General features: G+C 40.0%; 20 protein-coding genes and 1 riboswitch. Of the genes, 6 read left to right on the top strand and 14 right to left on the bottom strand.

Translation table 11 applies throughout. The features are described 5' to 3' along the window. Positions 1 to 44: 44 nt before the first annotated feature. A complete protein-coding gene (gene xthA / locus L4F93_RS12350) occupies positions 45 to 848 on the bottom strand; it encodes an exodeoxyribonuclease III (protein WP_250350514.1) in 804 nt (267 codons plus the stop codon). Positions 849 to 1,036: 188 nt separating this feature from the next. On the opposite strand from xthA, the gene L4F93_RS12345 reads away from it, so the two are divergent. The 3 genes from L4F93_RS12345 to torA all read left to right on the top strand — a co-directional run bounded on the left by L4F93_RS12345 (position 1,037) and on the right by torA (position 6,817). Continuing rightward, entirely contained in the window at positions 1,037 to 2,737 is a 1,701-nt protein-coding gene (locus L4F93_RS12345; protein ID WP_250350513.1) for a LuxR C-terminal-related transcriptional regulator, read from the top strand. 153 nt (positions 2,738 to 2,890) lie between these two features. Next, complete coding sequence (locus L4F93_RS12340) at positions 2,891 to 4,015, top strand: NapC/NirT family cytochrome c (RefSeq protein WP_250350512.1); 1,125 nt, start codon at positions 2,891 to 2,893, stop codon at positions 4,013 to 4,015. A 109-nt stretch (positions 4,016 to 4,124) separates the two neighbouring features. Continuing rightward, positions 4,125 to 4,257: riboswitch (molybdenum cofactor riboswitch) on the top strand. An 85-nt stretch (positions 4,258 to 4,342) separates the two neighbouring features. Continuing rightward, positions 4,343 to 6,817, top strand: a complete 2,475-nt coding sequence (gene torA / locus L4F93_RS12335) for a trimethylamine-N-oxide reductase TorA (protein ID WP_250350511.1) — start codon at positions 4,343 to 4,345, stop codon at positions 6,815 to 6,817. A gap of 302 nt (positions 6,818 to 7,119) precedes the next feature. On the opposite strand, the gene L4F93_RS12330 is transcribed toward torA, so the two are convergent. Both L4F93_RS12330 and L4F93_RS12325 read right to left on the bottom strand, forming a co-directional pair. Next, positions 7,120 to 7,395 (bottom strand): YcgL domain-containing protein, encoded by a 276-nt coding sequence (locus L4F93_RS12330; protein ID WP_250350510.1) that lies wholly within the window; start codon positions 7,393 to 7,395, stop codon positions 7,120 to 7,122. Positions 7,396 to 7,404: 9 nt separating this feature from the next. Continuing rightward, complete coding sequence (locus L4F93_RS12325) at positions 7,405 to 8,016, bottom strand: DedA family protein (RefSeq protein WP_250350509.1); 612 nt, start codon at positions 8,014 to 8,016, stop codon at positions 7,405 to 7,407. A gap of 232 nt (positions 8,017 to 8,248) precedes the next feature. Between L4F93_RS12325 and rplY the strand changes: the two genes are divergently transcribed. Further along, the gene (gene rplY / locus L4F93_RS12320) at positions 8,249 to 8,536 is read left to right on the top strand and encodes a 50S ribosomal protein L25 (RefSeq protein ID WP_250350508.1); all 288 of its coding nucleotides are present in this window, start codon (positions 8,249 to 8,251) and stop codon (positions 8,534 to 8,536) included. Between the two features lie 55 nt (positions 8,537 to 8,591). Here rplY and L4F93_RS12315 read toward each other — a convergent pair whose 3' ends face one another. From L4F93_RS12315 to L4F93_RS12305, 3 genes are all read right to left on the bottom strand, one after another. Continuing rightward, on the bottom strand, positions 8,592 to 10,769 hold the full coding sequence (locus tag L4F93_RS12315; protein WP_250350507.1) for a TonB-dependent receptor: 2,178 nt from the start codon (positions 10,767 to 10,769) through the stop codon (positions 8,592 to 8,594). A gap of 128 nt (positions 10,770 to 10,897) precedes the next feature. Then, positions 10,898 to 11,944, bottom strand: a complete 1,047-nt coding sequence (locus tag L4F93_RS12310) for a Gfo/Idh/MocA family oxidoreductase (protein WP_250350506.1) — start codon at positions 11,942 to 11,944, stop codon at positions 10,898 to 10,900. A gap of 9 nt (positions 11,945 to 11,953) precedes the next feature. Beyond that, positions 11,954 to 13,348 (bottom strand): MATE family efflux transporter, encoded by a 1,395-nt coding sequence (locus L4F93_RS12305; protein WP_250350505.1) that lies wholly within the window; start codon positions 13,346 to 13,348, stop codon positions 11,954 to 11,956. An 80-nt stretch (positions 13,349 to 13,428) separates the two neighbouring features. On the opposite strand from L4F93_RS12305, the gene L4F93_RS12300 reads away from it, so the two are divergent. Next, positions 13,429 to 14,043 (top strand): riboflavin synthase subunit alpha, encoded by a 615-nt coding sequence (locus tag L4F93_RS12300; protein WP_250350504.1) that lies wholly within the window; start codon positions 13,429 to 13,431, stop codon positions 14,041 to 14,043. A gap of 114 nt (positions 14,044 to 14,157) precedes the next feature. Continuing rightward, complete coding sequence (locus L4F93_RS12295; protein ID WP_250350503.1) at positions 14,158 to 15,117, top strand: AEC family transporter; 960 nt, start codon at positions 14,158 to 14,160, stop codon at positions 15,115 to 15,117. 71 nt (positions 15,118 to 15,188) lie between these two features. Here the strand turns inward: L4F93_RS12295 and L4F93_RS12290 are convergent, their stop codons facing one another. The 8 genes from L4F93_RS12290 to L4F93_RS12255 all read right to left on the bottom strand — a co-directional run bounded on the left by L4F93_RS12290 (position 15,189) and on the right by L4F93_RS12255 (position 24,786). Continuing rightward, positions 15,189 to 16,007 carry a D-hexose-6-phosphate mutarotase gene (locus L4F93_RS12290; RefSeq protein ID WP_250350502.1) on the bottom strand — a complete coding sequence of 273 codons (819 nt, stop codon included), beginning with the start codon at positions 16,005 to 16,007 and terminating at the stop codon, positions 15,189 to 15,191. A 23-nt stretch (positions 16,008 to 16,030) separates the two neighbouring features. Further along, on the bottom strand, positions 16,031 to 16,699 hold the full coding sequence (locus tag L4F93_RS12285; protein WP_250350501.1) for an ABC transporter ATP-binding protein: 669 nt from the start codon (positions 16,697 to 16,699) through the stop codon (positions 16,031 to 16,033). A gap of 1 nt (position 16,700) precedes the next feature. Beyond that, a complete protein-coding gene (locus tag L4F93_RS12280) occupies positions 16,701 to 17,852 on the bottom strand; it encodes an ABC transporter permease (RefSeq protein ID WP_442778823.1) in 1,152 nt (383 codons plus the stop codon). After that, positions 17,839 to 19,161: an ABC transporter permease gene (locus tag L4F93_RS12275; protein WP_250350500.1), complete on the bottom strand. Its 1,323-nt coding sequence runs from the start codon at positions 19,159 to 19,161 to the stop codon at positions 17,839 to 17,841. Before L4F93_RS12275 ends, L4F93_RS12280 begins: the two co-directional genes overlap by 14 nt. Continuing rightward, positions 19,161 to 20,558 carry a Fe-S-containing protein gene (locus L4F93_RS12270; RefSeq protein ID WP_250350499.1) on the bottom strand — a complete coding sequence of 466 codons (1,398 nt, stop codon included), beginning with the start codon at positions 20,556 to 20,558 and terminating at the stop codon, positions 19,161 to 19,163. The genes L4F93_RS12275 and L4F93_RS12270 overlap by 1 nt, the downstream gene beginning before the upstream one ends. A 904-nt stretch (positions 20,559 to 21,462) precedes the next feature. Further along, complete coding sequence (locus L4F93_RS12265) at positions 21,463 to 21,960, bottom strand: REP-associated tyrosine transposase (protein WP_250350498.1); 498 nt, start codon at positions 21,958 to 21,960, stop codon at positions 21,463 to 21,465. A 358-nt stretch (positions 21,961 to 22,318) separates the two neighbouring features. Then, on the bottom strand, positions 22,319 to 22,840 hold the full coding sequence (locus L4F93_RS12260) for an iron transporter (protein WP_017805905.1): 522 nt from the start codon (positions 22,838 to 22,840) through the stop codon (positions 22,319 to 22,321). Between the two features lie 35 nt (positions 22,841 to 22,875). Next, a complete protein-coding gene (locus L4F93_RS12255; protein ID WP_250350497.1) occupies positions 22,876 to 24,786 on the bottom strand; it encodes an FTR1 family iron permease in 1,911 nt (636 codons plus the stop codon). Positions 24,787 to 24,981: the final 195 nt, after the last annotated feature.

Here is a 24,981-nt window from a genome sequence, read left to right as displayed (position 1 = left end):
CAAGCGCGGTAAAAATTTTTAAAACTTTTACCGCACTTTTTATTTTACTCAAACACTGCCCAAATCGGTGCGTGATCAGACGGTTTTTCCATTGCACGAATATCTAAAGCGATGCCTGTATCGGTACAGCTGTCGATCAAATTATTACTTGCTAAAATGTGATCGATACGTAAGCCACGGTTATCATCAAAGCCTTTGGAACGATAATCAAACCACGAGAATTTATCATTTGTCGTTGGATTTAGGTGGCGGAAAGTGTCTGTTAAGCCATAGGCATATAAACGGTTATACCATTCTCTTTCTTCTGGTAAGAACGAACATTTTCCTGTGCGTAACCAGCGTTTACGGTTTTCTTCACCAATACCAATATCTAAATCACTTGGGCTGATATTCATATCTCCCATAATAATAATTGGATTTTCTTTATTATGATCTTGTTCTAAATAACGTTGTAAATCCGCATAGAATTTTTCTTTTGCGGGGAATTTTGTTTCGTGATTACGGCTTTCCCCTTGTGGAAAATAGCCATTGATCACGGTGAGCAAGCCAAATTTTGTTTCCATCTCCGCCATAATAATGCGTTTTTGGGCATCTGCTTCATCAGTAGGGAAGCCTTTGTGAATGGCTTTCGGTGCTTGTTTTAATAAAAAAGCCACACCATAATGTCCTTTTTGTCCGTGATGGTAAACGTGATAACCAAGGTGTTCGACTAAGGCATAAGGGAAATCTTCATCCGCCACTTTAATTTCCTGTAGGCCTAAAATATCAGGTTGATACTGTGCTATGATGGCTTCTAATTGGTGTGGTCTTGCTCGTAGCCCATTGATATTAAAAGACATTACTTTCATTTCATTTATTCCTAGTTGTATATTTAAAAAATTAAGCTGGCATTATACTAAGGTTTAGCTCATTTAAAAAATGATAATATTTTTTACCGTACTTTACTTTGTTCGGCAATCTGTTGATTTATATCATTAAATATGGCGCGAAATTTCTTTATGATAGACACGTTTATTCGTCAATAACAGGGAAGCAAATGACAGTAGTATGGTCTTGTTTAGTCAATGAGCAGAAAGAATTAATTGAATGGGAAAATCACCAAGGAAAGGCATATCTTGAAAATTACCCCCAACTTATTGATTATGCACAGGCGTTGCTGGCTTCCAAACGCGATAACGTGCATTTCTATTATCAAGCTGATCAGCAATGGTTTAATGTCAGTTTACAACGTTATAAGCAAAGGTTTACCTTACTTACTGCGCAACAAATACCATTGCCTTTTGAGCTGAGTAAACGAGAACTTGAAATTTTAACCTTGCTCAGTAGTGGGCTAAGCAATGCGGAAATTTCTCAACAGCTTTTTATTAGTGAGCGTACTGTTGCCAAACACGTTGAACATCTTTTTCAAAAAACGCAGATTGACAATCGGACGAGTTTAGCGGTGTTTGCTATCACAGAAAATCTGTGCTGTTTGCCAACCCCGGGGGATTTGCCCCAATCTCTTTTAGCAACCTATGAAATTGAAGGGCTAGCTAAGGGTAAAAAACTGTCGAAAAAAGTACCGCACTTTATTCATTCCGCCATTTCTCGTCCTATCACCATTGGCGTGCCTTATGTGGAGCAAGGTATTGGGCAATGGGATACGCAGGAATTATGCAACGGTTCACAGTTAGCGGTCGAAATGATCAACCAACAAGGGGGAATTCATGGACGACAAGTGCGGTTAGAAACTGTCGGATTTCGTGTTGATGATCCCCAAAGTATCCAACAAGCTTACCAAACATTGTTTGATAAAGAAGTGGATGCGATTTCGGCAAGCTATGCTTGCTATTCCCCTGATTTACACGAATGGATTGCAAGCAAGGGAATTCCGTATATTCATCTTGCCACTCATAGTGATTTAGGAAAGTCGCAACATAAGCAAATTAAAAATATTTTTCAAGCCTGTGCAAGTGATATTAATTATGGCGCAGGTGTCGCGCGTTTTATTCAGGCTTATCAATATCATTATCCGCAAGTTGTGAAAAATAAAAGGATTTTAGTGGTTACAGTAACGTGGCAAAAAATTGATATTGGTATTGAAAATCTGATTATTCAACTGCGTAACGCACATTGGTATGTGGAAGTGCTTGCATTAGAAAAATCATCTGATGTTTTCAATGTATTAATGAAACAGGTTCATCATATTGATCCCACTTTAATTGTGTTCGCCTCTTATTTTGCTGAAGATATTCTCGCTTTTTATCAATGTTTTATACAGAATCCAATTAATGCCATTATTTATAGTATTTATGCCCCCTCTGTATTTTTACCACAAGAAAAGCAATGTGAAGACGTGTTATGGGCAAGTACAACGGGATTAAGTATGAATTATGCAGGACAAAAATTCCGCCAACACTATCAGCAATTATTTCACCACCAACCGAGTTATTCACAAGCTAGCGTGGCTTATGATCAAATTCAAATTCTCGCGAATGTTTGGCGACATAGCACCTCGCCAAGAGCCTTTAGAGAAGTTATTAATGGCATTCGATCCTTAGCGTATACTGGGGTAAACGGTACTTATTATTTTGGTGGTGAAGTTCAAGCTGGGCTTACTTATCCTGATAATACAAAAGATCTTTCAATTAGCCAGCCTCATTTATTATTCCAAATTCAGCAAGGAAAAAGTACCGTAATTGCGCCCGATGTTTTTGCTGAATCGGTATTTAGATTGCCTCATTGGTTCCGTATTTAACGGTTCTTTTTTGCGTTATATCAAATTTTACTCATTTTACTAATCCTTAAGAGGTAAATACGTAACTTTACGTATTGAGTACTTCAATGCCCACCTTATAATTTCTTTCATTATTCTACCTATTTTGATGTATCAATTTTATGTGGGGGGGCTATGGCAAAATTAAATAAGAAATTTGTATTAGGCGGTTTATTTGGCATATTGCTTGGTGTTGGCGTGTTTGCTGGATCGCAATACGCAATGAAAGCAACCAGTAGCACAGAATTTTGTGTGAGTTGCCATTCAATGGAAATTCCCAAACAAGAATGGGAAGGAAGTGTGCATTTTTCAAACCGCAAAGGCGTAAGAGCGGAATGTGCCAATTGTCATATTCCACAGGATTCCGCATTCCATTATGTAAAAACGAAAGTGATGGCATTAAAAGATGTGTGGAATACGTTTGTGGTGGATAAATTACCTGATCAAGACGCTTATGAAACCCATCGTTTAGCGATGGCAAAAGCGGTTTGGGCAGAGATGAAAGCAAGCGATTCAGTTACGTGCAAAAGCTGCCATAATCAAGAGGCGATGGTGTTATCCGAACAATCTGATGCAGCTCAGAAAATGCATAAAATTGCACAGGAAACCAACCAAACCTGTATTGATTGCCATAAAGGAATCGTCCATTTTATGCCTGAAATGGAAGTGGATAACAATGAAGCAAACAGTGAATTAGCAAAACACAGTGGGCAATTTTCGACTGAAGATAAAACCCTATATAGCTTAGCTATGGCAAATGCAACGTTACAAGAGGGGGGAACGATTCGTTTAATGCCTTATGCTGAATTAACTGATTGGAATACGGTTGATGAACAAGTTAAAGCCACATTAAGCGGTTGGCAACAAGAAGGGGCTGAAAGTGTCGTATATATGGATTTGGGCAAACGTATTATGGTGGCATTATTAGAAAATGTTGCCCAAGAGAAGGTTCAAGTGATTCGTTCTGTTTATGATGAAGTAACTGCAGCGAATTGGAAAGAAATTCGTTTACCTATTGTTGTACCAAAATCAAATTTAACCGCAGATTTAACCGCACTGAATCAGTTTGGTAAGAACTTAAATGAAACCTATTGTAGTGGTTGTCATGCGCCTATTTCTGCCGATCATTACACAGCAAATCAATGGATTGGTGTGGTCAATTCAATGAAAGATCGCACCTCGTTATCTGATGACGATGTACGCACATTAACAATTTATTTGCAGCGTAATGGTAAAGATATGGCTAACTTATCGCATTAGTATCGTAATAGTGGATTAAAATCAGGCAACCGAATACCCATTATTGTCATTTTAATCCACCATAAATAGTTTCCTAATAGGAATAAATACTAACCACTTTCGTTAGTTAGTATTAGGCTGACTCCGAGCTTGTGAACCTAAGTCGAAAGATATGGAAGCAATGCCTGCAACCTGTTTGCACAATGGTATAGTTAGAAATGATTATGCCACTCGTTTTAGAAAGGTGTCGTAATTTTAATACCCACTATCTAATTACAAGTGCGGTAGAAATTGAAGTAATTTTTCTGAGTAAATAGATTTGTGGATCGTCATTACTAGGGTTAAAAAATGAAAAAACAAGACAATATTAATGCAAGTCGTCGCGATTTCATTAAACATTCTTCGCTTGGCCTTGCAGGAACATCTTTAACGGGCGGTGTCGTTGGCTCTTTAGTTACCTCTCAGCCAGCCCTTGCAGCCGAACAAACAACGGTTGTTACAGCCGCTCACTGGGGGCCATTAGGCGTTGTGTTAGAAGACGGTAAAGTGGTTAAATCTGGGCCAGCCATTCCTTCTCCACTTGTTAATGAATTACAAACTGTTGTTGCGGATCAACTTTATAGTGAAACACGCGTAAAATATCCTATGGTGCGCAAAGGATACCTAGAAGGAAATAAAGATACGACATTACGTGGTAGAGATGAATGGGTACGAATTTCTTGGGATAAGGCATTTGAACTTGTCGCAAATGAAATGAAACGCGTGCGAGATAGTTATGGCCCAACTGGCATTTATGCGGGGTCTTATGGGTGGTATAGCTCTGGTGCGTTGCATGCGGCAAGAACATTATTACACCGTTATTTAAATGTAACGGGTGGCTTTGTTGGCTCAAAAGGGGATTATTCTACTGGGGCAGCACAAGTGATTATGCCACACGTTTTAGGCACGATAGAAGTTTATGAACAGCAAACAAGTTGGGATGTCATTTTAGAAAGTTCTGAAATTGTCGTATTATGGTCGGCAAACCCACTCACCACATTGCGTATTGCGTGGACCTCCACCGATCAGCAAGGTATTGAATACTTTAAGAAATTAAAAGAAAGTGGGAAACGTATTATTTGTATTGATCCTGTACGAAGTGAAAGTTGTGAATTCTTAGGTGCGGAATGGATCCCAATTAATACCGCAACAGATGTGCCATTAATGTTAGGTATCGCCCATACATTGGTTAGCGAAAATAAACACGATAAAGCCTTTTTACAAAAATATACGGCAGGCTATGATAAATTTGAGGAATATTTGTTAGGCAAAGCCGATGGACAGCCAAAAGATGCCGCTTGGGCAAGCAAATTAACGAGTGTTCCTGTTGAAGTCATTAAGCAATTAGCCACTGATTTCTCCACTAAGAGAACAATGCTTATGGGCGGATGGGGAATGCAACGCCAGCGTCATGGTGAACAGAGCCATTGGATGATGGTTACCCTTGCCTCTATGCTCGGACAAATTGGCTTACCGGGTGGTGGCTTTGGTTTCAGTTATCATTATGCAAATGGTGGCGCGCCAACGGCAACAGGCGGTATTATCGGTTCGATTACCGCAAATCCATCTGTGCAAGCTGGAGAAAAAACGTGGTTAGATGAAACATCAAAAATGTCTTTCCCAGTAGCGCGTGTCGCTGATGCCTTATTAAATCCCGGAAAAACAATCCAATACAATGGTACAGAAATTACCTATCCTGATATTAAATTGGTTTATTGGGCAGGTGGAAACCCATTCGTACACCACCAAGATACTAACACATTGGTTAAGGCGTTTTATAAACCGGAAACCTTCATTGTTAATGAAGTCAATTGGACACCAACAGCACGTATGGCGGATATTGTATTGCCTGTTACCACAAGCTATGAGCGTAACGACTTAACAATGTCAGGCGACTATTCAATGATGAATATTTATCCAATGAAACAAGTTGTCTCTCCGCAATTTGAAGCGAAAAATGATTATGATATTTTTACGGAATTAGCGAAACGTGCAGGTGTAGAAGCACAATTTACCGAAAATAAATCGGAAATGGATTGGCTAAAAGGTTTCTACCAAACCGCATTTGATGCGGCACGCAAAAATCGTGTATTAATGCCTAAATTTGAAAAATTCTGGGAAGAAAATAAACCGATTACCTTTAAAGCAAGTGAAAAAGCGAAAAAATGGGTTCGTTATGAAAATTTCCGCAATGATCCCTTACTTAATCCACTCGGCACACCATCAGGTAAAATTGAAATTTATTCTGATGTGATCGCCAAAATGAATTATGATGATTGTAAAGGCTACCCAAGTTGGATGGAGCCAGCCGAATTTGCGGGCAATACAACACCAGAAGCACCCCTTGCTTTGGTTACACCACATCCATACTACCGCTTGCATAGCCAGCTTGCTCACACATCATTACGCCAAAAATATGCGGTGAATGATCGCGAACCCGTGCTAATTCATAAAGATGATGCGGCAGCACGCGGTATTGCTGATGGCGATATCGTTCGTATTTATAATCAACGCGGACAAGTGCTTGCTGGTGCTGTTGTTACTGATGGTATCATCAAAGGTACAGTCGCCTTACATGAAGGGGCTTGGTACGATCCAGCGGATCTTGGACAATCGGATAAATCATTATGTAAAAATGGTTGTCCAAATGTACTAACCCGAGATGAAGGCACATCAAAACTGGCTCAGGGTAATTCACCAAATACCTGTATTGTACAAGTGGAAAAATTCACTGGTGAAGCCCCTGCGGTTACAGTCTTTAAACAACCAAAACAATCAGCTTAATTACTGAGTAAAAATGAAAATCAGCCTCTAGGGGCTGATTTTTTTTGCCATAATTTATTGCTGTTTAGTGTTGAAATAAACCCACATTGGCTTGGCTTACTGTATTCTCTGTGTCAAGCCAGCCTATGTTATTGGAATTAAGTAGCTATAAAGTGCGGTCGTTTTTTTGCGAGTTTTACATAAATAGGTTTTAGGTTATGGGAGAATATTTCTCGTGGTTATAGGCTAAAAGCGTATTATTGCCTTTTCTCTCCCAAAGTTTCGCAAAACAAAACTCAGCGATAGGCTGAGTTTTATGGCGATTAATGAAGTGCGGTACTTTTTTTATGAATTTCCAACAAATTTTCTTCTTGCTTAGGCATTTGTAGATAAAAGCCTTGTTGTTGGATTTTTTCGAGAACTTCTTGATTATCTGCGTTGATTAAAGACTTGTCTCCTTTAAGATTAAATAACATCACAAAAATAGGTGTGCCGAAATTATTGCGTAGCGTTTCAGGAATGGCGGAAAATTCATCACGTTTCGCGATGTATAAATACATTCCTGCTTTTTTCTTACTTTTGTAAATCGCACAAATCATAAGTGTTTCCTAGTCTTCGGCTTGTTGTTTGTTTTGGCGGGATTGTTTCCATTTCCAAAAGACAATCAGCGCAACGACGGCAATAATCACATAAATAACAAATTGTCCTTTCTTGATTTGCTCATTGAGCCAATCTAAATTACTTGCCCCAAAATGACCTAAATAGACCCAAATTGGCACAGAAATAATCGCAGCAAAAAAATCAATCAGGACAAAGCGGATAAAACTAACGCGGCGGGTAATACCTGAAACCATATAAATTGGCGCTCTTAATCCGGGCAGAAAACGGGCGGTAAAGAGAACACGGTTGCCGTATTTATCAAATTGGGCGCGCACCATTTGTAAGCGTTTTAAGGTGAGTATTTTGCGAATTGGGCGGAAACGTAGGATTTTTACGCCATAAAGGCGTCCTAGCCAATACATTGTGCTGTCGCCAAGTAGCACACCCAATATACTGACTACCAGCATAATATGTGGATTGGTATAGCCTAAGCCAGAAATTACCCCGCCTGAAACAAGGGTGATGTCTTCAGGAATTGGCACACCAAAACCACAGATAATTAAAACAAACAGTACCGCGAAATAGCCATAGTCAGTAAAAAAGTTGATTAAAAATTCCATATCAAATCCGCATTTAATTTGCCACAATGGTGAAATTCAAGATGCTGATTATTGTAACTTTTTTTGTGAAAATAGCCATTAAAAATGTGGAAATAAGTGGATTTCTATTTGCCTTAAGGGCGGGCATTGATTATAATTTGCGACCTCAAAGATTCCTTTGAGCTTGATTTTATGAAATCGCTGGGTCGCCTGCGATTTTTTCGATTAACTTTTTATTAAAGAGAATACAATTATGTCATTCAAATTTAACGCTGAAGTGCGTACAGCGCAAGGTAAGGGTGCGAGCCGCCGCCTGCGTCATAATGGTCAAATTCCTGCAATCGTTTATGGTGGGAATGCAGAACCTGTTTCAATCATTTTAAGCCACGATGAATTAAACAATGCTCAAGTACACGATGCTTTCTATTCAGACGTGATCACCTTAGTGATTGATGGTAAAGAAGTGGCAGTAAAAGTGCAAGCAATGCAACGCCACCCATTCAAACCGAAATTAGTTCATATCGACTTTAAACGCGTTTAATTCCGTATTGAATGAAAAAGCACCTTTTTTAAGGTGCTTTTTTGTTATCCCCGTTTTAGAATGTATATTCAATTTTTGCCCAATAAGTACGAGGCATTCCAAGCACGGCAAAACTGCGGTCATATTTTCCGCGCTGTACTTGCCAATAATGCTTATTGAACAGATTTTCTACTCCAGCTCGAAGGATAACCTCTTGGTTTTGGGACATTTTGAAACGATATTTTGCCCCAAGATCTATGGTGGCATAAGACGGAAATTTATAGGTTTTTGCGTAATCTTGGTAGGATTTTCCATAATATTGCACTGCACTACTTAATAACAGATTTGGTGCGAAACTTGGTTCCCATTCTATGGCTGATTTGGCAATAATGCGTGGGCTTGCCACTTGAACGCCGCTGATGATTTCCCCCGCATAGCTTGAGAAGTCAATGAGATCGCCTTTGTTGTAAGTGATGCCGAAACTTGGTCGTAAGCGACCTTTAAGTAAATTTGCATAAAGGTTAAATTCAATTCCACGATTACGTTCTTTGCCCTGCTCCTCTCCGGAAGTGCGGTGATATTTTGTGGCAGATTTTGCACTGATGATACCAGGGCGTGTGATTTGGTAAAGGCTAAGGGTGGTGGTGAAGGTGTCCCCCCAGTTTTTTCTTGCTCCCAGCTCAATTTGACGGCTTACGCGTGGATTAGTCATTGTGCCATCTTCATCTACATAACCAGGTTCAAGATCTTCTAAATAATTTCCATAAAGGACAAAATTGGAATTAGGCACCCAAGCAAGGGTAAGCATTGGGCTAAAGCGGTGCGATTTGCCGTCTGTTTTTATGGATTTTTCTCCTGTTATTGTGTTGGTTTGATAGTTGGTTTGTTTAATCCATTGTAAGCGACCGCCTAAGGTTAAACGAATTTGATCGTCAAATAGACCGAGCGTATCCGCTAAAGCAAGACTGTAAGATTTTAATTTTTGATCCGTATTGCCTTGGGCTAGAGGTTTGAAGTTATCCACTTGAGCAAAGTGAGGGGCGTAGAGATTGCCACCAGAAAATGCTTTAAGCACAGGGCTTTGATCAAAATCTCGTTCGCGTAGTACCGCATCAAAAGCTACATTCCAATTATGGCTTAATGTGCCAGTAAAATGATTCCCTTGTAATTTTAAATTTCCGCTGGTAGTGCGAGTGATAAAATCCATCGCACGCATTTGGCTGATTTTATAATCACCGTTAGGTTGAATATGGGTGGCAAGAATTTGTCCAAAATTGCCGTAATAATTTGATGTCATATGTCCAATGCCGCCAGATAAAGTCATCTCATAAGGTAAGTCATAAGAAGCAGTAAGCATAATGGTTTGATCCCGCGTGGTTTGTCCTGACCAAGTAGGGATTAAATTGATCTGACCATTTGGTGCGGTTGGTAAGGCATAAGTGAGATTTTGAATATCTTGCACCCTTGCGCGCCCACCCTGTGTGGCACGTTTGGCATAGAGATAATCCAAATCAACGCGTAATTTTTCACCACGATAATCGGCGGAAATGGCGAATTCTTTATTGCGTTCATAATAATGATCGCGCGCTGTATCGCCATCACGATAGAGTCCATTAATGCGAATGCCCCATTCTTTATTTGCCCCAAAACGGCGACCAAAATCAAAAGATTCTTGTAAACGGGAATTGCTAAACCAAGTAAAGCCAAGACGATTGATGTTTTTATCAGTAGCGTGTTTGGTTTCAATATTAATTGACGCGCCTGATGAACCTTCAGGATCCATTCCCACAGTGGCAGTAGAGGCACCTTTAATTAGCTGGGCTGAGCTGACAGCAGCGGTTGGGGAATTGTAAGTGGAATATAATCCTGCTAAGCCGTTTAAACTAAATTGACGGGCATCTAATTGTAAACCACGCACATAAACGCCTTGCAAGGTGTTAGTTTCACCACCAAAATTCATTACAGAAGCATCTGTTTTTGCGATTGCATCAACAATATTGCGAGGCTGGCTATCAGCTAGTGCCTGTTCATCATAATTTGCTACGGTGATAGGCGAGGTAAAGGCAAGTTGTTCGCCTAAAAGGCTTAAATTGACTTCTGATTTGAGCTTATTGGTGGCTTTGAATTTTTCTAATTCTGTAACCACATTGATTTCATCTAACGATTGGCTCGTTTCAGCTGAAGCGGAAAAAGAAACCCCAAAGAAAAGTGCGGTGTAAATTGTGCTTAATTTTACAGGAATGGAATATTGCATAAATTTCTCATTGATAATATGTTGGACTTGTAAATGAAAGAAAAAAGTTATTTCTTTGCATTTGCCTATAAAAACAGGGGGGATTATAGAGTAACTATATTGCTCTTATCAATGAGAATTATTCTTGTTTATAGGTGGATAGCCATTCGCATTCCTTTATCCGCACTTTCATAGACCAATGCAATCAATTTCAGTACGTCAATGGCTTGTTGCGCCGTAACCTGCAATGGGGCTTGTTCGGTGAGAACGGCGTAAATGTTGTCGTAATAGGCTTGGTAGTTGCCACGTTCGCTCTCTATTGGGCTACGAATAACAATGCCGTTGATTTCGGTATGGAGTAATCCCCAGTTTTTTTCTGGTTCAGCATTCCAATCGCCTTGCGGTTTTATGCCTTTGAGTAATAGGGCTTCTTGGTTATCCATTGTGGCTTTGATGTAACTGCCTTTGGTGCCTTGCAACATAATATAAGGTGCGGGTTCGCGTGCGCATTTGGTGGAAGAAAGTACCACTTTTTTATCAGCATAGTAGAAAATAATTTCAAAATTATCTTCAGATTTTGCCCCTGCGCGTTGTGCTTTCATATCCGCATAAAGTGCGGTGGGAATTCCGAATAAATCCACACAATGATCGATTAAATGAACGCCCAAATCATAAACTAATCCAGCGCCAAATTCGCCCGTTTCTTTCCACGCTTTACTATTTGGTTTTTGGCTAAAACGTTCGTAACGCATTTCATAATGCACAATGTCACCCAATATTTTCTGGTCGAGTAGTTTTTTCACCGTTAAAGCACCGTTATCCCAACGGCGATTTTGGTAAACGGAAAGCATTACATTATGCTGTTTGGCAAGTTTATCTAGTTCTTCTGCTTGCGCAGGGTAAACCGCAAGAGGCTTTTCTACGATGACATTTTTTCCCGCTAAAATAGCTTGTTTAGCCATTTCATAATGCGTGAGATTAGGCGTGGTGATAATCACCAAGTCAATTTCAGGGCTGAGTAATTGTTCAAATTGATGTACCACTTGAATATAAGGGTACGCGTGTTTTGCATTTTCACTGTTACGCTCAAACACTTTACGCACTTGAAAACGTGGATCGAGATCTAAAAAAGGCAGATGAAAGGTTTTAGCAGACATTCCAAAGCCTGCAATGGCTACATTAATGATTTTTTCCATTTGATTTTCCTATTGAATTGCTTTTAATTTTTGCAAAATCGCCTGTTCGGGTAAGGCTTGAATTTTACGAATACGTTGAATAAGTAAGAATGCTGCCACGGTTAGGCTTACCACAAAACCTACCCAAAATCCTGCAGCACCGATGCTTGGCATTAGCCAATCGGTTCGCGATAATAGATAGCCCAGCGGCATTCCGATGCCCCAATAACAAAACATTGTGATGTATAAAATAGATTTGGTGTCTTTGTAGCCACGCAATGCCCCTGCGGTGATTACCTGAATGCTGTCGGAAAACTGGTATAACGCAGAAATCAACAATAAATGGCTAGCGATTAAAATCACGTCTTGATCTGAAACGTAAATTTTAGGAATTTGTTGATTAAATAAAACCATAATGAGTGCAGTAAAACAGGCGAGGCTCAGCCCCACAGCAAGCGCTGAATAGAATACTGCTTTTGCTTGTTGCAATAATCCTTCGCCCAAACGTTGCCCCACTAAAATGGTGGTTGCCATACCTAAGGACATTGGCAACATAAAAATAAAGGAACTGGTTGTCAGGGCAATTTGATGGCTAGCCACCACATCTGTTCCAAGGGGGGAGAGCAAAAGGGAAGAAAGGGCAAATAATGCCACTTCACAGAATAACGCAATACCAATAGGGAAGCCTAAGCCTAGCACTTTTTTTAATGTCGTCAGATTGGGTTTTTCGATCAATCCGTTAAACACGTTCAAATCACGCTGGCTTCTTGCGTGGCGAGAATAAGCAATCATCATTATACACATTGCCCAATTGACTATTGTCGTCGCGATCCCACAGCCTACCGCACCGAAAGCAGGCACGCCAAATTTACCATAAATAAATAGGTAATTGAGCGGAATATTGAGCAATAACCCAGCAAAAGTAATCACCATTGCTGGTTTTGTTTTTGCAATGCCATCATTCAGGCAGCGGAAATTTATCATCAGTAAATAGCCGGGTAAGCCCCATAGCATAATATGCAAGTAATCAATCGTGATATGGGCAAGTTTAGGATCCATTCCCATATGGCTGACAACATAATCGCTAAAATAAATGATAAGACCAATAGGAATGCAGCTTAATACCACCACCCATAAGCCTTGATGCACATAATGCGCAATGCGATGACGTTGCCCTGAACCATTAAGATAAGAAATAATTGGCGGTAAAGCGAGCAGTAAACCGTGTCCGAGCAAGACAAGTGGAAACCAAATTGAACCGGCGACAGAAATTGCTGCCATATCTGTGGCACTTACTCGCCCAGCCATAATGGTATCGACAATGCCCATTGAGTTTTGGGCAAATTGCGCCAGTAAAATAGGAAAAGCGATGGCGATTAACTTTTCCATTTCTTGGCGATGACGTTGAATGAACTTAAATAACATAAAAATATCCGAATTTGTTATATACTATTGCAAGTTTTACCGAATTAGCGGTGATGATTATTAAGATAAGAGAGTTAATTATGTTTACAGGAATCGTGCAGGGTGTTGCCCAAATTCATTCTATTGATGAAAAAACACATTTTAGAACACAGGTGGTGAAAATGCCACAGGAATTAACGGAAAATCTGGAAATTGGTGCGTCTGTGGCAAATAATGGCGTATGCTTAACGGTCACCAAAATCGAAGGCGATTTAGTCAGCTTTGATTTGATGACTGAAACCCTACGCATTACCAATTTAGGCGAATTGCAACAAGGCGATTGGGTGAATATTGAGCGTGCGATGAAAATGGGGGACGAAATTGGCGGTCATATTTTATCTGGCCACGTTTACACCACAGCAAAGGTATCGCAACGCATTGTGTCAGAAAATAATTTACAAATTTGGTTTACGTTGCCTGATCCTAGCTTGATGAAATATATTCTCACCAAAGGATTTATCGCCATAGACGGGATAAGCCTGACGATTGGTGAAGTAAAAGGCGATGAATTTTGTGTGAATCTTATCCCTGAAACACTTCATCGCACCTTGATTGGCAAACGTGAAGTGGGGGATTTCGTGAATATTGAAATTGATCCGCAAACCCAAGCCATTGTAGATACCGTGGAACGCTATTTAGCCAGCCGAGGTGAATAAAACATAATAAACCTAAAGTGCGGTGGAAAATCGTGAAATTTTTCACCGCACTTTGATCGGCAGCATTATATGCTAGGATATGAGCGGTTTGCAGCGGCAATAGAGGGGGGCAATATGCAAAACGATTTTTGGCATTCCGCGCTTTTTTCCATAAGCGTGACTTTACCGACGTTATTATTGTTAATACTTGGTATCGGATTACGAAAACGCAAAGTCATTGACGATAAATTTAGCCAGCAAGCCACTAGTGTGGTATTCAAAATCACCTTGCCCGCCTTACTTTTTCTTAATGTATTTAAAAATCCCATTGCGCAGTTGAATGAACAACTCGTTATGATTTTGGCGTGTGTGTTCGGAACCTTATTGCTATTCCTTTGTGCGGAGATTTTTGCGGCCAAATATGTGCCAGAAAAACGCGAACGTGGCACCTTTGTGCAAGGGGTCTATCGTGGAAATTGTAGCATTTTAGGGCTGGCGTTTTGCCTAAATGCTTATGGTGATGCAGCATTAGTGCCAGCCACCATTTATGCAGCGACTACCGCGATTATTTACAATGTGTTAGGTGTGATTACCTTAAGCCGCTCCCTTTCAGATGGGAAAGTGCATATTCCACGAATGATCTTAAACGTGGTAAAAAATCCCTTAATTATCAGCATATTATTAGGATTTTTAGCCAGTTATTTAAAACTGGCTATTCCTAAATTTATGCTCACCACAATTCAATATCTCGCCACGATGACGTTACCGCTCGCGTTAATTTGTGCGGGGGGCAATATTGAATTAAAAGCCTTGTATAAAATTTCTGGGATTTCTTTATGGGCAAGCGTTGGGCGTGTGATTATTGCACCGATCTTTATGGTGTTACTGGGCAAATTATTTGGTTTTAGCGGGGTAAATTTAGGGGTGATTTTTTTGATGAATGCGACACCAATGGCGGCTGCGGCTTATGCAATGGTGCGTGGAATGGGCGGCAATGCTAACACGGCAGCCAATATTATTGGCATTACAACCTTTGCATCAATGTTTATTTCCGCCTTGGGCTTAACCATTCTGCACCAAATGGGCTGGGTGTAAGAATAAAGCGAGATAAAAAGCAAAAAGGGCGAAAATCTTCGCCCTAAAATTTATTAAAAAATCACCGCACTTTATGGATTAAGCGAAATCTTCACCGAACAACATTCCCCTTGTTGGAGCGGTTGGGCAATTCTTGCGGTTTCCAAGCAAACCATTGTTTTATAACCTGTTTTACTAATGCCACTGGTGGATTTATGCCAAGGATTCCATAGCACGACATTACTTGCATTATGATGTGCGACATTAATGGTGCGTGCGTCCCCTTTATCTATAATTTGATGAGAAACAGGGGATTGCACTTTATAAATGCAATCAATGTGCTGATTAATTAAACGGGGAGAAGGCACATTTTCTTGTTGTTGGGTTAAGGTATTGAAACATTCGGTAGGCAAGTTTTTCACTTCCACATTAGCTACATCGCTCAAATTAAAATAACTGTGTAAGGCTAATTGAGCAGGCTGTTGAGCATAATGTTGGAAAATAATTTCGCAATCTTGGCTGAAGATCATTGTGGTTTTTGCTTCGATCAAATGATCAGATGAAAATAAGCAAAATTCCAACCGCACTTTATTTTCCTCAATTTTATAATCGCTGAGTTGCCACAAACTGATACGGGCGTAACCGTGTGCAGGGGATTTTGCTCCGCCGAACCAAGGGTAGCAAATTGGCACCCCACCGCGAATGGCATTGCCTAAGGTAAAGGGTTCAATTTCACTGAGCCAAAGCACCTCTTTTGACGTTCCTTTCGGCTGCCAGCTAAATAAATGTGCGCCTTGCAAGGCAATTAACGCTTTTCCTACGCGGTGTTCTAAAGCGATCACAGGGATTTCATTATATTGTTGTAAACGTAATTCTGGGGTCAGTTGTTTAATAGTGGTTATTGTTGTCATTCAATGCTTCTCCTTTAATTAGTTTAATGGTTTACTTCTTCCCGCAAAAATTTTCCGTGTTGTAGGAAAAGGGTGCGGTGGGTGAGTTTACCCAGTTCAGGATTATGCGTAACCATAACGATAGTTCTACCTTGCTGATTGAGTTCTGTGAGCAAATTCAGCACCAGTTTTTCATTTTTCTCATCAAGGTTTCCTGTAGGTTCATCGGCAAAAATAACGGGAGGCTGATTAACTAACGCTCTGGCAATACACACCCGTTGTTGTTCACCGCCAGAAAGTTGGCTTGGGCGGTGATTTATACGGTGTGCTAAGCCCACTTGTGTTAAAACCGCTTTTGCTGCCTCTTCATCAATCACACTGTGATAATGTTGTGCGAGCATCACATTTTCTAAGGCGGTGAGATAGGGAATAAGGTGAAATTGTTGGAATACTAAACCTATCTTTTCCGCACGGAAGCGTTGACGTCCTATTTCGTCTAGTTCTGCGGCGTCTACACCATCAAGAATCACCTTGCCTTCTGTTGCCGTATCTAGCCCAGTAAGAATGTTCATTAACGTTGTTTTACCTGAGCCTGATGCGCCCATTATGGCGACAAATTCCCCTTGAGCAATATGAATATTAATGTCTTCAAGGGCAGTAACTTGCCCAAAGCGTTTATATAAATGTTGGGTTTCTATCACATATTTTTCCATTTTATTCGCCTTTTAAAACGTTGGCTGTTTGAATTTCTAAAGCTCGGCGTGTTGGCACAATCACGGCAATAAACGCCACCGTGAGCGAGAGCAAAATCGTGATTGGAATCACTGGCAAGCGTAAATCAATATAAGCTTTAAATACGGTGATACCAAGAATTTGAGCAAGTAAATAACCTAAGATTAGCCCTACCACGATGGCACAAAATGCAATGAGCAAAATTTCTGTGCCAATTTGTTTAATAATATCTTGCTGTCTTGCGCCTAAGGCTTTTTGTAGTGCAAATTCTTTTGCTCGTTCACCTACAATCGCGATTAAGGTGGTGTTCACGCAAAGGGTGGCGAGAATGAGAATGACCACAGAAATCAAGCCCATTAATCCTTTGATTTTATCTAAAATCTGTCCTTCTGAAGCGGATACTTTAAGAATAGGGCGAATGGCAAGATCAGGATAGCGTTGTTGTAATTGGTGAGCAAATTGACTGACTTGTCCTTGATCGTTTTTCACATTTAGCAAGGTATTGGTGATCAAGCCTGTTTTATCCAGCCATTGTTGTGCAAATTCCAAGTTTACAATCAACATATTATCTGTGGCATCACCACTTTCTACAATGGCTTTAATGGTGAACTGATGCTTTTCCGCCCCTTTATTTAAGGTAATTTTATCGCCAAGATTAAGGTTTAACCGTTGTGCAAGCGATTTACCGATCATCGCATTGCGATCATCAAAATTGACGCCAATGGCTGACCCTGTGATTTGCCAATAAGGCGAGAGCGTGTGCATTGCATCAAACCATACGCCCATTATTACCACTTTTTCTAAATCAGCCCGTGCCACGCCATAAAGATAAGGGCTGGCTGCGGTAATTAATCCTTGTGGAGCTTGACGAAGAATTTGATCAAGGTCTTTTTCGTTCATTAAGCCACTGCTGTTTGAACCAATGTAAAAATTCGCCCCAAAGGTGCGTAATTCTTGGCTCATTTTGGTGTTGATGTCAAAATACACCGCTGCCATTGCCGTAACAATACTTGCACCTACGGTGAGTGCCGCAAAAATGATCATCACCCGTTGTAAACGTAACCGCAGTGCATTGATGATTAAACGCCAAAACATTGTACGTTTATGGATTAAGTGGGCATTATTGGCGACCATATAGCACCTCCACAGGATAGAGTTGTGCAATACGATGTGCTGGGAACCACGTACCAATTAGGGCAATAATAACGGACAGGACTAACACGCAAGGCACTACAATCCAAGCAAAGTCTAATGGTGCGCCAAATAGGGTGATCCCGATAAATTTGGCTAACCCCCAACCTGCCACGCAACCTAATGCACCACCAAGCAGGGCGCTGATAATGGCTTCACAGTAAAACAGTAAGACAATTTGCCATTGGTAAGCTCCTAGTGCTTTCATTAAACCAATTTCTTTGCTACGTTCGATAATGGTGGTGGTCATCAGTGAAGCTATCCCCATTGCAGCAGCAACGAGTGCGGCGACCGTAACCACTGCAAGTAAGAGCTGGATTTTTTCAATGACCACGCCTTCTGAGGCGGCAACTTGCCAGATTGGGCGAACCACTGCGCCAGAAATGGCTTCTTCTAATTGATGCGAAATAGAAGAAACATAAGCGGTGCAATACCAGCGATCATATTCTTCCGCCGCTAACGTATCAGGGTTATCGCGTGCTTTACGTGAAAGTTTATTTTCAGGTACTGTCAGGGCGGAAACCTTAATGCCTTGTACCTTGCCAGATAAATTTAATAAATTTTGCACCGCACTTAGGGGTAACACGATTTGCTGTTCTTCCGCGCCACCTGTGGTTAAAATGCCGACAATATGAATGCTAAGGGTTCGTTGGGTTTTACCTTCGTGATAACTTAGCTGAATTTGATCACCGATTTTCCATTTTGTGCTGTGCGCTAATTGATTTCCCAAAAGTGCGGGAATATTTTCAGCAAAATTATTCTGACTATCGTCCACCCATTGTCCTTCAACTTTCCAATAAGGGCTAATAATGCGTTGCCCTGTGTGGTAATCTTCTTCATCAGGAATGGCGATTTGATGGTCAAAAAAAGTGCCTAAAATGCCTATATTATGGGTATTGTTTTGCGTTAAATTGTTACCCTCAACTTCCGCACTGAGCAGAGGGGCAAAGCCCACAATATTATTACGCCAGAAAATATCTTTAACATTGGGCAATTCTTTCTCATCTAAAAAATCCTGTGTGGAAAGGCTATTACCCCCGTTAATTTCAGCCGAAAGCACTGCACTGCTGGCAGGTTCGATCAAAATATTTGCACCATAAGATTTCAGCTCACGCGCCATCTTATCGCCAATATCAATAGATACCGCAAGTAGTGCAGAAACAAGACCTGCGGCGAGAAAAATAGTCATAATAGCGAGCAGTTTACGTTTTAACCCGTGTCGCCAAGATTGTAATAACATTCGACTGAGCATTATGGATTTTCCTCTTTTGCCACATAATTTTCAGGGTGATCACGGAACGCATTGAGATTTTGCTCGTTAGCAAAAAAGTAAGTTTTGCCTGCGTAATTATATTTATGTTCCGCCGTGGTATTTTTCAATGTTGTGCCATCCACAGGATCTTTTACGTCTAATTCCACAATGGTAGAAAAATAGTTCAAGCCATCTTCAAGACTTTTTTTGCTGATGATGACGTCCGTATCCGTTTGTTGCCAATCTTCAATTGGCACAGGATTACATCCACCGGGCTTACCGATGGAAGGAATAAACATTCGTACGCCACAACCAACACAAACGACTTGATCGCCTTCCATTACATAGCCTTGATCGCCACACAAAATACAAGCATCAAACACTGCCGCCAAGCTGAGAGTTTTCGTTGAGCGATTGATAATGAAAAAACGTACCGCTTTACCATCGCTTGCAATCCACACGAAACGGTGCAGTTTTCCGTCTTTCACTTGTTCGATAGGAATGTGGATCCTGTTTTGTTTATCCAGTGTTACTACTTTAGCTTCAGAAAGTTGCGGTGGGCGAGAGGCAATTTGATCCCAATAAAGTTGTGCAGATAACATCGTACATAAGGCAATGCCTCCCCATAACAAAGTGCGTTGGCTTGTTTGCAATATCGCCAATTTTTTACGTTTTTCAATAGGCTGATGTGTCTGTTTTACCACAGCTTTATTGGCAAAATGTATTTTAATGGTAAATAAAATCAGGCTTAATGCGGTAAGTGCTGCGATAAAATAATTGGTATAGCTGATTAAATTGCTGGATTTTGCTACAAAACTTAACCGCGCTTTGGTCAGATCAATCACTTGCAATTTCATTAAGCCAAGTAACACTTCGCCTGTTAAAGGCAAGAGTAAAAAGAGGGTAGTGAGAGAAATCAGCAAAAAGGGAAGTGCGGTGCATTTTTTTGCTGTTTTCGTTTGTTTTAATAAAAGGTAGAGCCAAAATGCAAATAAAAAGCAAAAAATAAGGGCAAAAATCACCGCACTTAGATGTAGGATAAAATCCGTATTAATCACGTCTGTATTGGTAATCGCAGAAATATTGGGATCTCTTGCCCATAGCATTCCTGCGGCAAGATAAAGCATAAATTGGCAAAAATAAGCGAATTTACTTGAATGGAAAAAATGGACAAGATAGAACAGTACAAAGAGGGTCATTAAGAAAAGGTTTAGTCCTAGCTTAATTTGTTGGTTAGTTGGTAATTGTAAATATCCCATTACACCACAAATTAATCCTAAAAGAGAAAGTCCTATGATGGATTTGAGTTTAATATTTTGATAGTTAAGCCAGTTTATCCCTAATAATAATGAAATTGGTAAAATGGCTTGTAGTAGAAAGACAATGTAATAGTTCATAGCTTTTTAGATTTATATTGTATTTTAGTTATTTTAGGTGAATACATAGGTTCACCTCTACTGTTTTTGGATGTTTATTTATATCGTTGCATTGTTTTTGGACAGACATACAAGTCCGCCCTTACGGTTATGGAACTCTATTAATATTATTCCGTTGTTTTGGGCGGACAAACAGATCCGCCCCTACGGTTATGGAACTTTATTAATATCATTCTGTTGTTTTTGGGCGGACACACAGGTCTGCCGCTACGGTTATGGAACTTTATTAATATCATTCTGTTGTTTTTGAGCGGACACACAGGTCCGCCACTACGGTTATGGCACTTTATTAATATTATTCCGTTGTTTTTGGCGGACACACAGGACTGCCGCTACGGTTATGGAACTTTATTAATATTATTCCGTTGTTTTTGGGCCGACATACAAGTCCGCCCTTACGATTATGGAACTTTATTAATATTATTCCGTTGTTTTGGGCGGACGCATAGGTCAGTCCCTACGGTTATGGAACTCTATTAATATTATTCCGTTGTTTTGGGCGGACGCATAGGTCAGTCCCTACGGTTATGGAACTCTATTAATATTATTCCGTTGTTTTGGGCGGACACATAGGTCCGCCCCTACGGTTATGGAACTCTATTAATATTATTCCGTTGTTTTTGGGCGGACACACAGGACCGCCGCTACAGTTATGGAACTCTATTAATATTATTCCGTTGTTTTTGGGCGGACACACAGGTCCGCCTCTACGGTTATGGAGCTTTATTAATATTATTCCGTTGTTTTGGGCGGACACATAGGTCCGCCCCTACGGTTTTGGGAGCTTCGTTAGAAATATTGTGTGATATTTTGTATTTACTATATTATGTAGGGGGGACCTATGTGTCCACCCATTACCTTACCATCAATTCTGAAATAAGCTATCATTATTCCAATTATATGGATTACATTCTATATATTCAGCAATTTCGAGATAGGATTTTTCATTCCTTATAATATGCTCATAATAGCTTCTTTGCCAAAGTTTTCCCTCAAATGGTTTCCAATGATTGTTTTTGACATTTTTTATATAATTGTTTGTTGTCATTGTTTTAAACCATTGCACAATGGTTGGAATACTGTATTTTTGTTGTTCTTTAATGTATAAAATAAAGTGAATATGATTTGGCATCACGATATATTCTAAACATTCTACATTAGGAAATTTCTTTCCAAGTTCTAAGTACCAATATTGGATCATTTTTCCAACATCATTCATTAGCATTTTATGATTTTCGATATTACCAAATAGGCATTCTTTATTGTGAGTACAGACCGTAATAAAGTAGAGTCCTATTTGTGAATAGTCATAATGTTGTAGCCGAATTACTTTTCGTTTTGGTTTTTCCGTTACATTAGTCATTTTTATTTTGAGATATGGGCGGACACATCGGTCCGCCCCTACGGGTTATGTAACTCAATTTGTATCATTCTGTTTTCCGGGAAGACATATAGGATCGCCCTTACGGTTATGGAACTCTATTAATATTGTTTTGTTGTTTTTGGGCGGACACATCGGTCTGCCTCTACAGTTATGGAACTTTATTAATATTATTCCGTTGTTTTGGCGGACACATAGATCCGCCTCTACGCGTTATGTAACATTCAAATATTCTAGGGAATGTTAATAAGATATTTCTAGCATTGTAGGGGCGGACCGATGTGTCCGCCCAAAGACTAGAGATATTATTTTCTAATTTATCCGAGTGCTATGATATAAACTACTTCAATCCAGTAAATTTAAACTCATAGCTTACATCAAAAGGTTTCCACCAGCGACCTACTCCTGTTTCGCTGTCAGTATGGCGGTGCATACCTGCTTTTGATGGCGGATCGATATGATAGGTTACTTTGTAGTTACCCACGCCCATCATTTTCACGTTTGCGCCATAATGTGGGCCATCGCCGGCTACCATTGGCATAAATGTACCTTCTTGTTTTTCACCCGTATCGGTGTTTACAAGGGTGTATGCAATGGTTAAATATGGCATCCATTCACCTTCACCAAAGCCATTGTCGTTGCCTTTAGTGGCGTGAATATCCGCTTCAAGGTGAATATCTGAATCTTTAGCAGATAATCCCATTCCACGTGGTTCCATATCAATAGGTTGTAAATAAACGGCAGCAATTTCCATACCGTTCATTGTTACCGCTTCACCAATTGGGTATTCTTTGAAGGCAAGGGCGGAAGGTGCGGTTAAAATTCCCGCTAATAAAGTGGCTGCAACAAATGTTTTTTTCATAGGGACTCCTATCTGTTAAGGGGTTAAAATCAACATTAAGCCTGTTTTTTGCTTTGATATTTCATATAGAATAAAGCAAAAACGGCGGCGATAAGTAAAATAGCCTGAGGCGTTAGGGTTTCAACATAAGGATAAATGCCGAGCCACGAAATTTCTGGTACATTGGCAACCAGCGTTGGTTCAAACAGTTTTCCTTCAATCAGTTCTAGTACCGATTTTCCTGCGAAAATAAATGCCATTAAATACATAAAAGATCCCGTAAACATAAAGAACGGTTTAAGCGGTAATTTAACGACAGAATAACGCATAATGACATAGCAAATAGCAAGCACCACAATGCCTGCGACAATGCCCGCAAATAAATAGACATAGCTCATTGCATTAGTGGCATCCCCCGCTAACGCATAATAAAACAATACGGTCTCCGCACCTTCGCGATAAACAGCAAGAAAACTGGTGATCCACAAACCGATAAGTGATCCCGTGGTGAGGGCGGCGGAGAGTTTCCCTTCTAAATAGCGTTTCCAATTTTGCGCTTCAACTTTGGAAAGTAGCCAATAACTCATCATAAATAGCATTATTACTGCAATCATCATCGTAAAGCCTTCGAGTAATTCTCGACTTGCACCAGAATTAGAAAAGACCAATTGGAAAATCGCAGCGGTGATGACACTTGCAGTTAAGGCAACATAAACGGATTGTTTAATCACAGGCAATTTATCTTGATGATTATTTTTCACTAAATAAGCCACAATGGCCGCGACAATCAATAAGGCTTCTAAGCCTTCACGAAGCATAATCAAGAAACTGTAAAGAAACATTGTCCAATCGCTTTGCTGATTACCTTGCAACATTTCTACAGCTTTAGTTAAGTTTTGCGCTAAACCTTCTGCTTGTTGATGAAGCTGTTGTGCAGGCTGGTTGGCTTTCATCAAGCTGACTAAACGGGTAAAATAGCCCTCAATTTCCGTTTTGAAATGACTATCACGAGAGCCTATTTTATTTTCCATTCCACTGCTTTCAAAAATATCAAAATAAGTGTCTTGCACAGCAAGAATGGCTTTTTTACTTTCTCCCTTTTCAAATAAGGCAATGGCATTGGTAATACCTTGATTAACTTGGCTTGCCACGTCTGCCCAATTTTGATTATCAGAAAGATCTTGCGAATTTTGCACCGCACTTTGATTTGTAGCTTGCGCTGTTTTCGTGGTTGGAAGTTGAGGAAGTTGTTCTTCTATATCTTGTAATAAGGCGGTGATTTGGTAACCCAAGGCATTAATTTGTTGAGGCTGTTCACTTAATTTGATGAGATCGTAAAATTGCTGATTGATACTCGCAGAAATAGCAGCAGAACGATTTTTACGAATGGACATTTCCATTTCGCTGTTTTTATAGCCATCGTATTGGGCTTGCTGAATAAGTTTTTTCGCTTGGGTAAGATCACCTTTTTGGTACGTGCTGATGGCTTGTGCGAGTAGATCATCAATGGTTCTAAAACTTTCCTGCCAATAAGGATCAATCTCATTATGCTGATAAACATCGTGCTGATTAGAAGCGTTGAGCTGATGACCTTGTTCTAAAACAGGCAAGACGAATTGCAGATCTTGTTTTAGTTGGCTGATTTTATTCTGCACTTCAGACAAGGGTTTACCTTCACCGATCATTTTACGGATTTCACCAAAAGTGGCTTCCATTTGGTAACTTTTTTGCGCAGAAAAGTTAATGCGAATTGGCCCTTCTAAATTTTCAAACACTTCAAAATAAGCCATTTGCACTTCGCTGCGCGCGTCATCAACTTGCTTTTCTTGGTAAAGCTGAGCGGTTTTATCAAGACGATTTTCGATGTCTTGAATCCATTGTTGATAGTTTTCAGATGCAGAGGAGAAAGAAGTGAAAAAGATCAAAGCTAAACATAATAGATAACGATAGTAACGCAAAAGCCCCATTTTTATTCTCTAATCTAAATAAAAGTTATTCTTATTTCTCTCTATTATCCTCACATTTAGGAATTTGGCAAGAAAAAGAGCAGGAATATTCTGAAACGAGTTTCTTTAGTTGATAGAGATCAAAGTTCATTTTCCCAGAATGATTAGGAATATCCTAAAAGGAATGTGTTTTTAAATTTACAAAAGATTACATAA

This window comes from Avibacterium sp. 20-132 (genome assembly GCF_023611925.1).
Classification (GTDB): Bacteria; Pseudomonadota; Gammaproteobacteria; order Enterobacterales; family Pasteurellaceae; genus Avibacterium.
This window is presented reverse-complemented; position numbering and strand designations above follow the sequence as displayed.

Coding starts and splice junctions, on each gene's coding strand:
- L4F93_RS12340 (WP_250350512.1), top strand. CDS start 2,891: ATGGCAAAATTAAATAAGAAATTTGTATTAGGCGGTTTATTTGGCATA.
- torA (WP_250350511.1), top strand. CDS start 4,343: ATGAAAAAACAAGACAATATTAATGCAAGTCGTCGCGATTTCATTAAA.
- L4F93_RS12295 (WP_250350503.1), top strand. CDS start 14,158: ATGCAAAACGATTTTTGGCATTCCGCGCTTTTTTCCATAAGCGTGACT.
- L4F93_RS12345 (WP_250350513.1), top strand. CDS start 1,037: ATGACAGTAGTATGGTCTTGTTTAGTCAATGAGCAGAAAGAATTAATT.
- xthA (WP_250350514.1), bottom strand. CDS start 848: ATGAAAGTAATGTCTTTTAATATCAATGGGCTACGAGCAAGACCACAC.
- L4F93_RS12310 (WP_250350506.1), bottom strand. CDS start 11,944: ATGGAAAAAATCATTAATGTAGCCATTGCAGGCTTTGGAATGTCTGCT.
- L4F93_RS12265 (WP_250350498.1), bottom strand. CDS start 21,960: ATGACTAATGTAACGGAAAAACCAAAACGAAAAGTAATTCGGCTACAA.
- L4F93_RS12325 (WP_250350509.1), bottom strand. CDS start 8,016: ATGGAATTTTTAATCAACTTTTTTACTGACTATGGCTATTTCGCGGTA.
- rplY (WP_250350508.1), top strand. CDS start 8,249: ATGTCATTCAAATTTAACGCTGAAGTGCGTACAGCGCAAGGTAAGGGT.
- L4F93_RS12305 (WP_250350505.1), bottom strand. CDS start 13,348: ATGTTATTTAAGTTCATTCAACGTCATCGCCAAGAAATGGAAAAGTTA.
- L4F93_RS12275 (WP_250350500.1), bottom strand. CDS start 19,161: ATGCTCAGTCGAATGTTATTACAATCTTGGCGACACGGGTTAAAACGT.
- L4F93_RS12300 (WP_250350504.1), top strand. CDS start 13,429: ATGTTTACAGGAATCGTGCAGGGTGTTGCCCAAATTCATTCTATTGAT.
- L4F93_RS12315 (WP_250350507.1), bottom strand. CDS start 10,769: ATGCAATATTCCATTCCTGTAAAATTAAGCACAATTTACACCGCACTT.
- L4F93_RS12285 (WP_250350501.1), bottom strand. CDS start 16,699: ATGGAAAAATATGTGATAGAAACCCAACATTTATATAAACGCTTTGGG.
- L4F93_RS12330 (WP_250350510.1), bottom strand. CDS start 7,395: ATGATTTGTGCGATTTACAAAAGTAAGAAAAAAGCAGGAATGTATTTA.
- L4F93_RS12280 (WP_442778823.1), bottom strand. CDS start 17,852: ATGGTCGCCAATAATGCCCACTTAATCCATAAACGTACAATGTTTTGG.
- L4F93_RS12270 (WP_250350499.1), bottom strand. CDS start 20,558: ATGAACTATTACATTGTCTTTCTACTACAAGCCATTTTACCAATTTCA.
- L4F93_RS12260 (WP_017805905.1), bottom strand. CDS start 22,840: ATGAAAAAAACATTTGTTGCAGCCACTTTATTAGCGGGAATTTTAACC.
- L4F93_RS12290 (WP_250350502.1), bottom strand. CDS start 16,007: ATGACAACAATAACCACTATTAAACAACTGACCCCAGAATTACGTTTA.
- L4F93_RS12255 (WP_250350497.1), bottom strand. CDS start 24,786: ATGGGGCTTTTGCGTTACTATCGTTATCTATTATGTTTAGCTTTGATC.